Here is a 13,918-nt window from a genome sequence, read left to right as displayed (position 1 = left end):
CGCTGGCGCCCGCCAGCGACACCACGGTGGCAATGCGATCGAACAGGCCACGCGGTCGGGCCGCGGCCATCGACCCCACCACAATGGCCAGGGTCAGCGACAACAGCATGGCCACGGAGGCCAGTTTCAAGGTCTGCGGAAAGGCTTCCAGCGCCACATCCAGTGCCGAACGGTGCTGCCGCATCGATTCGCCAAAATCCAGCCGCAGCAGGTCGGCCAGGTAATTCCAGAACTGGATGTAAATGGGCTGGTCCAGCCCGTTCAAGTGAGCGAAGGCGGCACGCGCCTCGGGAGTGGAATCCAGCGGCAGGTACAGCGCCGAGGGATCGCCGGTCAGGCGGGTCAGGAAGAACACCAGGGTCAGCAGACCCAGCATTGAGATAACGCTATAGGACGCCCGTCGTCCAAGATAATGCAGCATAGTCGGGTCCTTGGCTTGCTTGAAAGACAGCAACCGGAAACGCCGCCGCAACCATGCAGGTAGCGTTTCCGGAAGGAAGCATCAGTTCTTGAACTGAATGTTCGCGAGTGGGATTTCGCTGTTCGTGGTGATATCCGGCTTCCAGTTGAGGCGGTCGCCCACGCGGGTGTAGCCGAGCATGTGGAACATCGGAATATCCGGCACGATTTCGGTGCGCATCTGGCGGAAGATTTTCTTGAATCCATCTTCACGCGCCGTGCCGGTGGCGGCCATCGCAGCATCGATTTCCTTGTCCACGGCCGGGTCGGTTATCGACGAATACTGGCCGCTGGAACGATAGAAAATCGGGATGGAGAATGCCGCATCACCCTTGTTGTTGTCATGCATCATCTGCACCAGGGTGGCCCCGCGTTCGGCCGGGAAAGGCTTCTGCAAATAGCGCGTCCAGTCCGCCACGTCCAGCATCACCAGCTTGACGTTCAGGCCCGCTGCCTGCCACATGGTCATCATGGCTTCCATGGCCTCGGCGCCATTAGGGTAGATGCCATTGCGGCCGATCAGCTTGATCTCGGCGTCGACCTTGACGCCATCGGCCTTGGCAGCTGCGATCAACTTTTTGGCTTCGGCCTCATCGTATTTCCAGGGTTCCAGCCCGTCGTCGTGCCCGATGATGCCGGGCACCACCATCTGCGAGGCGCGCTGGATGTCGTCGCCGAATAGTTGGGCAAGGCCCTCCCAATCGATCGCCAGGTTCAGCGCCTTGCGGATGCGCACATCGTTTAACGGAGGCTGATCCATGTCGATGCGGATGGCAGTCGTTTCCGAGTTCAGGTAGGCGAAATCAGTCTTGGGATTCGTCGCATCCTGGATGGCAATGGACGGTGTCAGATCGGCTTCGCCGGTTTCTACCATCGCAGCGCGTATCGACGATTCCTGGCGCCAGACATAAGTGGCCTTGGTCACCACGGGCTTCTTGCCCCAGTAGCCGTCGAACGGATCCAGCACCACTGTCTGCGGCGAAAAGGTCGTGAGCTTGTACGGGCCGGTACCCACCGGGTCGTTTACCGCCTTGTCGACCGGCGTCTTGGGCGAAACCGCCATCACCACGCTCAACAGCGTAGGCAAGATGGGTTGGGGCCGGTCAGACTTGATTTCAACCGTGTAGTCGTCCAGCGGCTTGACCGTCAGCTTGGCGTTGCCGAACTTGGCCATGTTGTTGCAGGTCAGCTTGCCGCCAGTCATCCGTTCGATGGAAAACGCCACTGCCTTGGCATTCAGGTCGGAGCCATCATGGAACTTGACACCCTCGCGCACCTTGAAGTGCCATGTCGTGGGATCGACCTGCTTCCATTCTGTGAACAGTTTGGGCATGGCCTTGCCGGTCTTGGCGTCGATGACCGTCAGCGACTCGGTGATGTTCTGGTTCAGCACCTGACCGACGTTGGTCATGATGCTGCCGCAGGGCTCCAGGTTGGCGGGCTGTTCGGGCAATACGATGCGGATGTCGTGGCTGGCGCCTTGCGCCAGCACTGGGCTTGCCGCGCCGGCCAGAATGGCCGCCGAGACAAGTGAAACGATGCCTACTGGATTCATGTCTTCCTCCGTTGGGGGTTATGCAACAGTCCTGCTTTGTTTTTCTCGGACGGTTACCTGGTACGGGCCGCGCCCGTGCGCGGCTCGTACCAGTGGCTACTGCAGATCAGCTGCCGGCACGGGCGATAAGTGCCTTCAGCATGTCTTTCTCTTGTGGCTTCAAGTCGGTCAGCGGCGCGCGCACCGGGCCCGGCGTATGGCCAATCAGTTCCACGCCCGCCTTGATGATGGACACGGCGTAGCCCTTCTCGCGATCGCGAATGTCGGCGAACGGAAAGAAGAAGCTGTCCAATATCTGCGCCATGGTGGCCTCGTCATTGGCGTTCAGCGCCTTGTAGAAGCGCAGCGCCAGCTCGGGCACGAAATTGAAAACGGCCGACGAATAAGTGCTCAGGCCCAGACCCTTGAAGCCCTGGGCAAACAGTTCGTGGGTGGGCATACCGCCGATATAGCTCAGCCGGTCGCCCAGCTTGGCGGTAATGTGACGCACCAGCTCGGTTTTGCCGGTGCCGTCCTTGAAGCCGACCAGATTGGGGCAGGCATCAGCCAGGCGCGCCACGGTGTCGGCTGTGGCCACCGAGTTCGCGCGGTTATAGATGATGACGCCCAGGCCGGTCGAATCGCATACGGCCTTGATGTGCTGGTAGATGCCTTCCTGCGGCACTTCCATCAGATAGTGGGGCAGCAACAGCAGGCCGTCGGCGCCCGCCTCTTCGGCGCGGCGCGCAATGTCCTTGGCCAGTTCGGTACCGTAGCCGCAGCCAGAAATAATGGGCATGCTGCCCGCCGCTTCCTTGGCGGCGCGCGTCACATCGCCGATTTCCTGCGGCGTCAGCGAGAAAAGCTCGCCGGTGCCACCAGCGGCAAACAACGCCGCCGCCTCGTAGCCCGACAACCAGGAAACATGCTTCTGGTAGCTGGGCAGATTCAAGCTGAAGTCAGCGTTGAAATGCGTGACCGGAAACGACAATAGCCCGGATGCGATACGAGTCTTGAGTTCTTGGGGGGACATGCGTGCCTCTCAGTGTCATAGGATGTATTTCCAGCAAATCATATTATGACTTCTGAAAGCACGTCAATCACTTTGTGCCGCGGTCGGGCGCCGCCGGGTCAACGAGCGGTAGCGCTGGATACCGGTCAACAGGTGGCGCCGCATCGCATCACGCGCGCGGTCTACATCGCTGGCGAAAATGGCCTCGGCGATCTCGACGTGCTCGTCCAAAATAGTGTGGTCGCGGTTGGGCAGCGGATCGTACCCGCCCATCACCGTGCGGAACTTCACCCGCGGGATGATGCGCCGGCCGATGTGTTCCAAAAACGTCTTGAAACGGCCGTTGTTGGTAGCCGCCGCGATCGCCATATGGAACCGGAAGTCTGAATCGTCGGTAGACTGGCCGTCGGCGATGAGTTGGGCGAACTGATCGAGCTCGGCCTGGATAGCGGCTTCCTGGGCAGGCGAGCTGCGGGCGGCCGCCAGTCCCGCGGCCTCGACCTCGATGCCGATACGCAGCTCAAGCTCTTCGATAATGTCCGATATCTTGTCGGTGGCGTGCGAGAACAACGTCAAGGTCTCGTCCGATTGCTGCGGCCCCAGCACGAACACGCCCGCCCCCTGACGGGATTCCAGGAGGCCGTCGGCGCGCAGGGTGGCCACCGCTTCGCGAATGACGGTGCGGCTGAATCCGAACTTCTCTACCAGCACTTGTTCAGTAGGCAGCTTGTCGCCCGCGGCATACATCCCACCCTCGATCCGGGACCGAAGTTCGTCCGCCACCTGCGATGAAAGTGTCTTCTTTCTTGCCTGGGCGGGGGGAGGTGCTTTCATGGTGTTCTCCTGCGGCACGGCGCGTAGTGACACATCATATCATTTTGACTTATCAGTCATATGACCAAAAGCGAAAGGGTGCGCCTGCTGCGGTTGTTCCGCTTTTTGCCACAAAAAAAGGGGGAAGACGGCTTGATATTGACCTTGTCCCTCAAATCCTTGTTCGACTCATTATTTTTATAGATAATAGATAAAACTATCGTCCCAGGAAGAAATCATGACCGGCGGCAACCCCATTACCTTGACTGGTGAAGACCTGACCATACGGCAGATCGTCGATATCGCGCGGCACCACGCCTCCGTCAAACTAGGAGAAACGGCACGAGATAACCTCGTAGCGACTCGCGCGTTTATTACCGATCACTGGCTTGTGGATGACGCGCCGCTTATGTACGCGTTCAACACCGGGGTCGGTGCGCTAAAGAACCAACGCATCAGTGCACAAGACATTGCGAGGTTCCAACGAAATCTCATTCACTCTCATTCGGCAAGCACAGGGGAAGTGATGCCGAATGAAGTCGTACGGGCAATGATGGCCATTAGAGTCAATACCTTTGCGCGTAACCATTCCGGTATTCGTATTGAAGTCGTTGACCGACTCATTGCCATGCTCAACGAGGGGATCACCCCTCTCATTGCAGCAAAGGGCAGCGTTGGCGCCAGCGGTGACTTAGCACCGCTGGCCATCATGAGCGGAGCACTACTGGGGCTCGAACAGTCAAAGGTCGAATTCCAGGGCGCTGTCGTTAGCGCTAGATCTGCATTCGAACAAGTCGGGTTGCCTGCGACATTCGACGTAGAGGCAAAAGACGCTACAGCCTTGATTAATGGCTCCACGGCGTCGCTCGCCTACGCCGTCATCGCGGCGTTTGACGCGAGGCGCTTATTGTCGAATGCGACGATCTCGCTGACACTTTCTTTGGAGGCTATCAGGGCGGAACGCTCGTGCTTTGAAGATCGCGTGATGATGGCTCGCCCCCACCCCGGACAACGCAGGGTTGCACTGGCCATCAGGCGACTGCTCAATGGCACGTCTCGATGCACGGATGAAGCGCGTGCGGCAGTGCTTTCGGAGTCCTCGGGCAAAGTCAGCAGAGGCGATGCGCCATCGACCACGGCACAACCACGCATACAGGATGTTTATTCATTTCGTTGTGCGCCCCAAGTCTATGGGCCGGTTCTCGACGCTCTCGACTATATCGATGGGATTCTATCGACCGAGATGAACAGCGCGACAGACAACCCTTTGATATTCGCGACCAACGAAGGGTATGACATTGTCTCGTGCGGCCATTTCCACGGTCAGTACGTGGCTCAAGCGATGGATTTACTGGCATTGGCGGTGACCGACCTGAGCGCGATATCTGATCGTCGCAATAACATGCTCATCGATCCCGCCGGTAATTTTGGGCTGCCCCGAAACTTGATCGCGTCCGAGCCGGGAATAAACACCGGTTTTGCCGTAGTCCAAAGCATGGGTACAGGCCTGGTTCTGGAAAACATGGGACTTTGCAGCCCTGCCAGCGTTATCAGTTTGCCTGCCAAGGGAAACCAAGAAGACCATATCAGTAACTCTTGCTTCGCTGCGCGGCGCACACGAACCATCGTAGAAAATGCGCAGGCTGTCATCAGTGCGGAGATTCTCATCGCGGCACAAGCCCTTGACCTCGCTCATGAGGCGCTCTTGAACTGGCCCATTGCGCGTGGAACACGCGCCGCTATTGAGCGGGTCAGGTCGGAGATCCCAGCCATGCTGGGTAATGATCGTTGGGTCCATGACGACATCGAAACGATAAAGCGTCTGGTCGTCGAGGGAAAGCTGATAGATGCCGTAGAGGCCGTTTGCGGTGACATATGGACGACACCGGAATGACCGAGAAAGCCAACGTAAACAGCAAGGCGTTAGACTCGCTCCCGACGCGTATCGCAGCCTCCTTGGCGGAGCGGATTATTCGCGGGGCGCTCAAACCTGGCGATCGTGTACGGCAAGACGAAGTCGCAAGCGACTTTAACGCGAGCCATGTTCCCGTGCGGGAGGCCTTTCGGCAATTGGAATCGCGAGGGCTTCTGGTTTCCCGCGTCAGAAAAGGGGTCTACGTCTCGCCTCTGGATCAGGCATCGCTCGTGGAAATCACGCGTATGCGAGCGGCGCTCGAAGTCCTTGCGCTACGGTACGCCATCCCCAATCTGAGTAACGAAGATATCGCTCTCGCAGAGAAACTCTCAAAGCAAGCAGATTCTTCCAAAGACATGAGCACATGGGAGGACGCAAACCGACGCTTTCATTTGTGCTTATATCGCCCTTGCGAGATGCCTCGCGTGCTTCATGGCATTGAGACGCTCCATGAGGCAAGGCTTCGCTATATGTATGCCACCGCGACGATTATTGATTGGAATCCGACTTCACAAGACGAGCATAGGGAAATCATCGCTGCGGTGAAAGCCCGCGATATAGCCCGTGCTTGCTCACTGTTGGAAAAACATATCGTTGAAGCGGGAGATGTTTTATTGGCTGCGTCGGGGGCGTTGTCAGCGTAGCGCACGGTTTCCGGACAACCCTCGTAGCCATAGGAAGGCGGCTTTATATTGACAAATTACGCTGCAACACCTACCATTCTTTTCAACACGGCCCCTCTCGATAACCCTGCTTCGGCAGAGAAATTGCTGAGGGGTTTTTTCATGCCTGCTATCACCAAGCAGCCTCCCAGCCGCTTGGCGCGCCCATACCTACCAGGTTCAGGCCAAGGTCGTTCAGATCGGGAAAGGCCTGCAGTTGCATCTTCATTCGTTCGGGCCAACTCGAACGATGGTTGACCACACTCAGCAAGTGTCGGATGATCGTCAATAGCAAGAAGCAGCGCGCCTGCGCGTGCGTATCGCCCTCAAATAGAGCGACCCACTTCAATTCAGCCACCGAGGGTAACTTGGGTTGCGAGACTATATTGCGATTCCACAGGCGGCCATGATGCGCACAGACGTTGCGCAGATAATTTAGACTGCGCAACCATGTTGCGAACACGCGACCGTTGCTCACGCCGTACCCGTTGGCAATCACGTCCTGCTCACTCTCTCGCATGCCATTGAACAAAGTTGAGAGCGTGCCAAAGTCCCACACCTCACAGGCTACCCAGATGGCAAGCGGGAGTCCGTATTTGCTGCGGTTATGGCGTACAAACTCCTCCTTAGAGCGGCCGATCAGCTGAGCATGCTTGCTCAACCAGTCGTGGTGCCGAGTAACACCGGTGTCTTTATTCAGCTTGGTGCTGAACTCGTCGTGGAGCAGTTCGGCCTTGAGGTACGCGAACTGATCAAGCCTCCCCAACGTATAGGACACATCTACCCGCAAAGCGACCTCGATGCGTTCCAGTGCGTCCATTACCAGCATCCGCAACTGCTTGTCGAACACGTACAAGTCCACCGCATTTTGGAACGTCGCCCCAGCACGGAAGGTGTCCAGCGCGATCCGTTCTTCTCGCACTTTTTTCGGCTTTTTGCCACCCTCATCTAACAGACATAACGGTTCGCTGCGCTCACGAAATGCAAACCAGTAACCACTCAGCCGGTAGTAGCCAATACGTTCCAGGTAATCGAGAGCGCGATCCCGGTCACTGACAGCCAGTCCCCTTGCTATCAATTGGTCCAGTTGGTCGGCATAGCTTTTCCAAGGCTTGGGGTCGCTCACTTAGATCATCTTTTAACGCACGAATGGGCGGCCACTTTAGCGTTGTTTCGCGAAACCTGGCAATGGCATATCCCCCGCTGGCACGGGCATATATGGGTCATCATCCTGCATGATCGCCCAGGCTCGCTGATTCGATTAGCGCGGCAAACGTCTCAATATCCGGATTTCACGCAATCACCATCATGTAATCTGTATAGCTCCGCTATCAGACTAATCCTAGTGTCATGCGGCAAGCGAGACACAGTGTCGATCCATCGTTCAGGTAGCGATAGTTCGGGCAGCAGCAGGGTCAGCACGCGCGACATGCGGCCGTTGCTAGCCGGAAGGGGGTGAATGCGCAGGAAGTCAAGCATCGCCTGAGGGATCAGCACCAGGGGGGCGGCCAAGTGCTAATCCAGTGTGACAATCTACCTAACGGGAGTCCGGCCCAGAAAAGGGGTATTGGAAGCATAAATTACCCCATCTAATTATTGGACTGCCCCATTTCTAGACTTCTATTACTTGCAAATATGCAGGAACAAGCTCCTCGCTGTCTGGAAATTTCCAATCTCGACCAGCAGGTTTGACCGACTTTGGCTTGGCATCGGAGACTTTCGAAATAAGAAAAAACTGTCAGACGTTGATCACACGTTTAAACGTTAAACAAGAAATTCAACACATCGCCATCCTGCACGACATATTCCTTGCCTTCCGCGCGCATCTTGCCGGCTTCTTTGGCGCCGGCTTCACCCTTGTAGGTAATGAAGTCGTCGAATGAGATCGTCTGCGCGCGAATAAAACCACGCTCAAAGTCCGTGTGAATGACACCCGCAGCCTGAGGCGCGGTGGCGCCGACCTTGACGGTCCAGGCACGGACTTCTTTAACACCCGCGGTGAAATACGTCTGCAGGCCCAGCAGGCGGAAGGCGGCGCGGATCAGGCGATCCAGGCCCGGCTCTTGCATGCCCATGTCGTCCAGGAAAACCGACTTGTCGGCATCGTCAAGCTCGGCGATCTCGGACTCGATGGCGGCGCAGATGGCGACCACGGGCGCGTTCTGCGCTTTGGCGTATTCCGTCAGACGGTCCAGCAGCGGATTGTTCTCGAAACCACTGTCGCTGACGTTCGCCACGAACATGGCGGGCTTGGCGGTGATGAAGCCGAACGATTTCAGCGAGAACAGTTCCTCGGCATCCAGGCCCATGGCGCGAATGGGTTGAGCAGCATCCAGCTGCTTCTGGCAGCGTTCCAGCAGCGCGACCAGCTTGGCGGCTTCCTTGTCACCCGAGCGGGCCAACTTGTTGTTGCGGTGAACAGCTTTTTCGACGGTTTGCAGATCGGCCAGCGCCAGCTCGGTGGAAATGACCTCGATATCGGCAATAGGATCGACCTTGCCGGCCACGTGTATCACGTTAGAGTCTTCGAAGCAGCGCACCACGTTGACGATGGCGTCCGTTTCACGGATGTGCGACAAAAACTGGTTGCCCAGGCCTTCACCCTGGCTCGCGCCCGCCACCAGGCCCGCGATGTCGACGAACTCGACCACGGCGGGCACAACGCGCTCGGGCTTGACGATCTCGGCCAACTGGGCCAGACGCGGGTCCGGCACCTCGACCACGCCCACGTTGGGCTCGATCGTGCAGAAAGGGTAGTTCTCGGCGGCTATGCCGGCCTTGGTGAGTGCGTTAAAAAGGGTCGATTTGCCGACGTTGGGCAGGCCGACGATGCCGCATTGCAGAGCCATGGAAATCCTTGATTATTCAGCACGCTCGGGCCGTGAGTGAAATAGGTAAAGTATCAGCGCTGCCACTGTTACCTCAACGGGTTACCACCGCTAAATCACCTTAGCCAGGGCGTCAAGACGCCGTTTTGTGCTTGATTTGTCCAAATTTATGTCGATTGTAGCTTTGTCGGGTACCTGCAATCGGCCATAAGAAAACTCTGCGCGTATGCGGGAAAGGAAAAGCAGGGATATCAGGGCCAGGATTCGTCTGGTTTCGCCAAAATACTGTACAAACAAACAGCCTTCTACATTAAGTCCAATAGGCTTGAGGATCTTTGATTCCCTAGTGCAACGTGTCATCAACAACCTGACCGTACTGTCCGGCTCAATCAAGCCATACGAGTTGGCTGAGGTTCTTATTTGGGCTCATAGCAATCGCACCGTGTTGAGACAAAAATGGCAGGAGCTAAACCCGTGAATCAACCTCAATTCGTTATTACCCATATATCCATCGCCGGTCCGCAACGATTGGGCCTGACTTTTGCGGACGGATACCGTGCCGAGGTGGATCTGTCAGGCTTGATCGCCAAGTGTCCACCTTTGGCTCGCCTGTCTGACCGCAAGCTCTTTGCCAAGGCAGCACTTGATGAATGGCGGCGCGGCGTCATCTTTTCAAGCACTAGGCATCAGCCGCCGAATGCTCGCGTATTACCGCAGCGGGACAAAGCCTATGCCCAAGTCCATTGGACTCGCCATGCTGGGCTGGGAATCGCTGCGTCATCAACGCAAAGCCGCATGAAGGAATGCCGCCACGCACGCCTTATGAAAACCGACACTGCACTCATTGCCACACAACGATAGCGGCCACACTATTGTTGCTCTGTATCGGGCCTGTCGCGATTGCCCCCCTGTAACGCACTATCTTGTTCGCCCGAGCCATTCGCTTGCGGGTGTACATGCATCTCGCCAACGTCGCAACCACCGGTCTGATATTTCCAGTCAGCACCTCAATTTGTTACAGACTCCCCGCAACTTTCACTCTGTTGTCACTTCTCCCCCTTAGGCTTGCATCGGCTTGACGCTTGATCTCGTCAGATCGTTTTTCATCCTTCGCAAACCTGAGCTTATGCCCACCCTTTTCTCTGCACGCCTATTGGCCGCGTCTCTGGCGATGGCCATTCTGCTGACGGCCTGTGGCAGCGGCGATGACGACGACTCGCCGTCCACGCCCACCGATCCCGGTACCGAACAGCCGGCGCAACCCCAGTTGCGCTGCGCGCCGTAACGCCCGCCATCCGCCCCATGACTGCCTCACGGATTCCCATGACCTCTCGTCGCCAATTCCTGCAAACCACTACGGGCGCAGGCCTCGCCGCCGCCGTCCTCGCGACATTTCCGCCCAGCATCCGCAAAGCGTTGGCCATTCCCGCCAACAACAAGACGGGCACGATCAAGGACGTCGAACACGTCGTCATCCTGATGCAAGAAAATCGTTCGTTCGACCACTACTTCGGGACGCTCAAGGGCGTGCGCGGTTTCGGCGACCGGTTCACTATCCCCATGATCAACGACCGCAAGGTCTGGCAGCAGGAACGCGGCAACGGTGCGCTCTTGACCCCCTACCATCTGGATAGCACGGCCAACAACGCCCAGCGCGTGGCAGGCACAAACCACACATGGGTCGACAGCCAGGAGGCCTGGGATAACGGTCGCATCACACAATGGCCCCGCTACAAGCAGGACCAATCCATGGGGTATTACAAGGAACAGGAAGTCCCGTTTCAATTCGCGCTGGCCAATGCGTTCACGCTCTGTGATAGCTATCACTGCAGCATGCACACGGGTACCGACGCCAACCGCTCTTTTCACCTGACGGGCACCAACGGCCCGACCGCGCAGAACGTCGCGTATGTGAACAACGAGTGGGATTGGATCGCCGGCACTGCGGGCAATGATGAGACCGGCTACACCTGGAAAACCTATGCCGAGAATCTGGAAGACGCCGGCGTCAGTTGGATCTGTTACCAGAACATGCCCGACGAATGGGGCGACAACATGCTGGGCGCGTTTCGCCAATTCCGCGCGGCCAATCTCGCCTCGGACTTTCCTGTTTCCAGCGGCGGCGAACCGAATTCGCCTTATGCCGAAACCGGCCAGGCACTGCCCTATCACGCCTATGACGCGACCACGGATAACCCAGGCAATCCGCTATACAAGGGCATCGCCAACACGCTACCCGGCACTGCGCCCGATACGTATCTGGATGCCTTCCGGCGCGATGTGCAGCAGGGCAACTTGCCGCAAGTATCCTGGGTGAATGCGCCTTCTATCTATTGCGAGCACCCCGGACCTTCCAGCCCTGTGCAAGGCGCCTGGTTCATTCAAGAGATCCTGGACGCGCTCACCGCCAACCCGGACGTCTGGAGCAAAACCGTACTGCTGATCAATTTTGACGAGAACGACGGATTCTTTGACCATGTGCCATCGCCGTCCGCGCCGTCGCCCAATAGCGACGGCAGCCTGGCCGGCAAGACAACGCTATCAGACGACGATATGGCGTACGAATACTATACGCAGATCCCACCGGAAGGCAGCGCTGGTCAGCCCGACGCCGATGGCCGCGTCTTCGGCCCAGGCCCCCGTGTTCCCATGTTCGTGATTTCACCCTGGAGCCGCGGCGGCTGGGTCAACTCGCAAGTGTTCGACCACACCTCGGTGCTGCGCTTCCTGGAAACCCGTTTTGGCGTCAAGGCGCCTCACATCAGTCCGTTCCGCCGTGCCGTCTGCGGCGACCTGACCAGTGCGTTCAACTTCGCCACACCAAACGAAGAGGTACTGCCTGCCCTGAACGGCCGTCTCACGCGCGCCGACGCGGATCAGTTGCGCGACGCTCAGGCCGCGTTGCCCCCAGTACCGCTGCCCGCCGATCTGCAGATACCTCTACAAGCCAGCGGCACGCGCCCATCGCGCGCGCTGCCGTACGAATTGCACACCAGCGCGCGCAGCAACGCTGACGGCCAGGTCCAACTGCTGTTCTCCAACACGGGGACTCAGGCCGCCGTATTTCACGTCTATGACCGTCACCATCTGGATCGTATCCCGCGCCGCTACACGCTAGAGGCCGGAAAAACCCTGGACGATACTTGGAACGCGGGCCTGGACAATCTGGGCCACTACGATCTATGGGTGCTGGGCCCCAACGGCTATCACCGTCACTTCGTCGGCGATACCGGACGTCTCGCCGACGGCGGCGCGCAGCCAGAAATCCGCGTCTGCTATGACATCGCCAACGGTAATGTGTATGCGGAACTGATCAACGCAGGTACTGCAGACTGTACGTTCACCATCAGCCCCTTGGCCTATCGAGAGGATGGGCCATGGACAATCACGGTCACGGCGGGCGCCCAGGAATCCCTGCATTGGGAATTGGCCGACAGCGGCCGTTGGTATGATTTCCAGGTCAAATGCGACAGCGATGTCACATTCGTGCGCCGTTTCGCGGGCCGCGTAGAAACCGGTGAGCACTCCGTTAGCGATCCGGCAATGGGCACTGAAGCCTGAGGCTGATCCGTCTGCAACAGCGAAGGAAGGCCGCAACGCCTTCCTGCTCTTTAGAGAATTGCCTCAGGAAAGTCTTTGAATTGCATCCCTAGCGTCAGGCAATCGGAGGGCTTTTTCGCCCATTTCCGCTTATAGCGGCGCGGCCAAATGAAACAAGCCGTCGCCGCGTGCGCAAAGGGTGGGAAACCGTCGGCACGAGACGATCCCATCGGCCCCGAAGTTGAGCGTCAGGGGTGGCGCCAGCGGATCCTCCAGCTCGTACAGGCGCAGGGCGGGCTGCCCCGCGCGCACGGCCTCTCCTACCTCGGCCAGTGGCTCCATCAGGCCAGCGCGCGGGGCGTAGATGGCGTGTCTCGGCCCCAGCGAGCTCAGGAGCTGCGTGGCGGGCGCGGGCACACATTCGATGTTGGGGGCAATACCGTAATGGCGCAGCACACGACGTACGCCTTGTTCGGCAATGGCGAGCCCCTGCGGGCTAAGCGTCGCGCCGCTCCCTAATTCCGTGGTCAGAGCGGGAATGCCGCGTTTTGCCGCGGCAGCGTAGAGCGTGGTGGCGCCCCCTCCGCCCGAACCGGTGGTCAACACGCTGTGCGGCGCCCCGAATACCGTCAAGAGCTCTCGCAACGCCTGATCTTGCGCTTTGTCGGCGACGCGCTGCGCGAGCGCCGTATGGGCATAATCCAGCGACCGTCCGCCAGAATGCACGTCGATCACCACGTCGGCCAGCTCAAACAGAACGCTATCGACATAATGCGCGATCATCTCCGTAGCCGATCCGTTGGCACGTCCAGGAAACAAGCGATTCAGGTTGCCCTCGTCGACCGGCGACACGCGACGGCCACTCTCGACGGCGGGATAGTTCAAGGATGGAATGATGATGACGCGGCCGTGGACGTCTTCGGGCGACAGCAGCCGCGCAAGATTGCGCAAGGCAATCTGCCCCTCGTACTCGTCGCCATGATTGCCGGCGGTCAACAAAGCGGTCGGCCCCTCGCCATGACCGATGCAGACGATGGGGATCTGGATCATCGCGTAGGCTGACAGGTCCACCGAATGCGGGACGTGCAGATTGCCGACCTGCTTGCCCTCTTTATTGAAATCGATGTGGGTCCAGATGCGGGAGCTTTCGGCCAT

Annotated in this window: 12 protein-coding genes; 5 read left to right on the top strand and 7 right to left on the bottom strand. The window is 58.4% G+C overall.

What is annotated here, in order from left to right; genetic code table 11:
* From ACNAZS_RS12805 to ACNAZS_RS12790, 4 genes are all read right to left on the bottom strand, one after another.
* On the bottom strand, positions 1 to 421 hold a 421-nt coding region (locus ACNAZS_RS12805), incomplete at its 3' end, for an ABC transporter permease (protein WP_415789775.1).
* Between the two features lie 81 nt (positions 422 to 502).
* Entirely contained in the window at positions 503 to 2,014 is a 1,512-nt protein-coding gene (locus ACNAZS_RS12800; RefSeq protein ID WP_415789773.1) for an ABC transporter substrate-binding protein, read from the bottom strand.
* Between the two features lie 106 nt (positions 2,015 to 2,120).
* On the bottom strand, positions 2,121 to 3,026 hold the full coding sequence (gene kdgD / locus ACNAZS_RS12795) for a 5-dehydro-4-deoxyglucarate dehydratase (protein ID WP_415789771.1): 906 nt from the start codon (positions 3,024 to 3,026) through the stop codon (positions 2,121 to 2,123).
* A gap of 63 nt (positions 3,027 to 3,089) precedes the next feature.
* Positions 3,090 to 3,839, bottom strand: coding sequence for a FadR/GntR family transcriptional regulator (locus tag ACNAZS_RS12790; RefSeq protein ID WP_415789769.1), 750 nt, complete (start codon positions 3,837 to 3,839; stop codon positions 3,090 to 3,092).
* Positions 3,840 to 4,056: 217 nt separating this feature from the next.
* Here ACNAZS_RS12790 and ACNAZS_RS12785 point away from each other — a divergent pair, with 217 nt between their 5' ends.
* On the top strand, positions 4,057 to 5,712 hold the full coding sequence (locus tag ACNAZS_RS12785; protein ID WP_415789767.1) for an HAL/PAL/TAL family ammonia-lyase: 1,656 nt from the start codon (positions 4,057 to 4,059) through the stop codon (positions 5,710 to 5,712).
* A complete protein-coding gene (locus ACNAZS_RS12780; protein ID WP_415789765.1) occupies positions 5,694 to 6,377 on the top strand; it encodes a GntR family transcriptional regulator in 684 nt (227 codons plus the stop codon). The genes ACNAZS_RS12785 and ACNAZS_RS12780 overlap by 19 nt, the downstream gene beginning before the upstream one ends.
* 151 nt (positions 6,378 to 6,528) lie before the next feature.
* On the opposite strand, the gene ACNAZS_RS12775 is transcribed toward ACNAZS_RS12780, so the two are convergent.
* Entirely contained in the window at positions 6,529 to 7,521 is a 993-nt protein-coding gene (locus ACNAZS_RS12775; RefSeq protein ID WP_415789763.1) for an Abi family protein, read from the bottom strand.
* Positions 7,522 to 8,152: 631 nt separating this feature from the next.
* The gene (ychF, locus tag ACNAZS_RS12770) at positions 8,153 to 9,244 is read right to left on the bottom strand and encodes a redox-regulated ATPase YchF (protein ID WP_415789761.1); all 1,092 of its coding nucleotides are present in this window, start codon (positions 9,242 to 9,244) and stop codon (positions 8,153 to 8,155) included.
* A gap of 453 nt (positions 9,245 to 9,697) precedes the next feature.
* Between ychF and ACNAZS_RS12765 the strand changes: the two genes are divergently transcribed.
* The 3 genes from ACNAZS_RS12765 to ACNAZS_RS12755 all read left to right on the top strand — a co-directional run bounded on the left by ACNAZS_RS12765 (position 9,698) and on the right by ACNAZS_RS12755 (position 12,784).
* Positions 9,698 to 10,084 carry a hypothetical protein gene (locus ACNAZS_RS12765; RefSeq protein WP_415789759.1) on the top strand — a complete coding sequence of 129 codons (387 nt, stop codon included), beginning with the start codon at positions 9,698 to 9,700 and terminating at the stop codon, positions 10,082 to 10,084.
* A gap of 265 nt (positions 10,085 to 10,349) precedes the next feature.
* On the top strand, positions 10,350 to 10,508 hold the full coding sequence (locus tag ACNAZS_RS12760) for a hypothetical protein (RefSeq protein WP_415789757.1): 159 nt from the start codon (positions 10,350 to 10,352) through the stop codon (positions 10,506 to 10,508).
* Positions 10,509 to 10,546: 38 nt separating this feature from the next.
* Positions 10,547 to 12,784, top strand: coding sequence for a phosphocholine-specific phospholipase C (locus tag ACNAZS_RS12755; protein WP_415789755.1), 2,238 nt, complete (start codon positions 10,547 to 10,549; stop codon positions 12,782 to 12,784).
* Between the two features lie 129 nt (positions 12,785 to 12,913).
* On the opposite strand, the gene ACNAZS_RS12750 is transcribed toward ACNAZS_RS12755, so the two are convergent.
* Complete coding sequence (locus ACNAZS_RS12750) at positions 12,914 to 13,918, bottom strand: succinylglutamate desuccinylase/aspartoacylase family protein (RefSeq protein WP_415789753.1); 1,005 nt, start codon at positions 13,916 to 13,918, stop codon at positions 12,914 to 12,916.

It is taken from the genome of Bordetella tumulicola (assembly GCF_965138755.1).
GTDB lineage: Bacteria > Pseudomonadota > Gammaproteobacteria > Burkholderiales > Burkholderiaceae_B > Bordetella_A > Bordetella_A tumulicola.
The sequence above is the reverse complement of the archived record's forward strand: the minus strand, read 5'-3'. Positions and strand labels throughout refer to the sequence as shown.

Bases quoted from the DNA above. Each gene is read 5' to 3' on its own strand.
- ACNAZS_RS12800 (WP_415789773.1), bottom strand. From the start codon at position 2,014: ATGAATCCAGTAGGCATCGTTTCACTTGTCTCGGCGGCCATTCTGGCC.
- kdgD (WP_415789771.1), bottom strand. From the start codon at position 3,026: ATGTCCCCCCAAGAACTCAAGACTCGTATCGCATCCGGGCTATTGTCG.
- ACNAZS_RS12790 (WP_415789769.1), bottom strand. From the start codon at position 3,839: ATGAAAGCACCTCCCCCCGCCCAGGCAAGAAAGAAGACACTTTCATCG.
- ACNAZS_RS12785 (WP_415789767.1), top strand. From the start codon at position 4,057: ATGACCGGCGGCAACCCCATTACCTTGACTGGTGAAGACCTGACCATA.
- ACNAZS_RS12780 (WP_415789765.1), top strand. From the start codon at position 5,694: ATGGACGACACCGGAATGACCGAGAAAGCCAACGTAAACAGCAAGGCG.
- ychF (WP_415789761.1), bottom strand. From the start codon at position 9,244: ATGGCTCTGCAATGCGGCATCGTCGGCCTGCCCAACGTCGGCAAATCG.
- ACNAZS_RS12760 (WP_415789757.1), top strand. From the start codon at position 10,350: ATGCCCACCCTTTTCTCTGCACGCCTATTGGCCGCGTCTCTGGCGATG.
- ACNAZS_RS12755 (WP_415789755.1), top strand. From the start codon at position 10,547: ATGACCTCTCGTCGCCAATTCCTGCAAACCACTACGGGCGCAGGCCTC.
- ACNAZS_RS12750 (WP_415789753.1), bottom strand. From the start codon at position 13,918: ATGGCCGAAAGCTCCCGCATCTGGACCCACATCGATTTCAATAAAGAG.